This is a genomic window from Rhodococcus sp. ACS1 (assembly GCF_002300155.1).
In the GTDB taxonomy this organism is placed as follows: domain Bacteria; phylum Actinomycetota; class Actinomycetes; order Mycobacteriales; family Mycobacteriaceae; genus Rhodococcus_F; species Rhodococcus_F koreensis.
In genome coordinates this window covers 1-577 of record NZ_NSDZ01000032.1, presented here as the reverse complement: position 1 = coordinate 577, position 577 = coordinate 1, and the positions used below count along the sequence as shown (strand labels likewise).

General features: G+C 66.6%; 1 pseudogene. It reads left to right on the top strand.

What is annotated here, in order from left to right:
* Positions 1–173: 173 nt before the first annotated feature.
* Positions 174–577, top strand: a pseudogene (locus CJ179_RS50465) (3'-5' exonuclease); the annotation flags it as partial.

The window sequence follows — 577 nt, the reverse complement described above, 5'->3', positions numbered from 1 at the left end:
GACTGGCCGGAGCCGTTCACTGCGGGGGAGTTCTACGACTACACCGTCGCCGAAATCGACCGCGTCAACACCACCACTGTGCACGTCGGCATCGTCACCGACGGATTCCTTGCCGCCGTGCCCTACGGCCCCGACCAGTGGGTGACCGTCGTCGAGGAGGTGAAGGCATCCCGATGACCCCGAACTGCATGTCGGAGGGTGCCGTCACGATGGCCACCGAGGAGGAGACGATGACCGAAGCAGAGAACGGCCCCCGGGAATGGGCGACGCGCATGCTCACCCCGGGCCATGCGGTCATCCTCGATACCGAGACCAGTGACCTCGACGGATCGATCCTCGAGGTGGCTGTCATCGACGCGGCCACCGGCGCCGTCCTCCTCGACACCCTCGTCGATCCCGGCGACGTGCAGATTCACCCCGGGGCGGCAGCCGTACACGGCATCAGCGCCGCCCAGCTCTTCGGCGCTCCGGACTGGCCCACCGTGTTCTCCGACCTCGCCGCGGTCACCGCGGACCGGGTCGTACTCGCCTACAACGCCTTCATTAGGCAAGTCAGTTGTCGGACGACTGTTTGTCG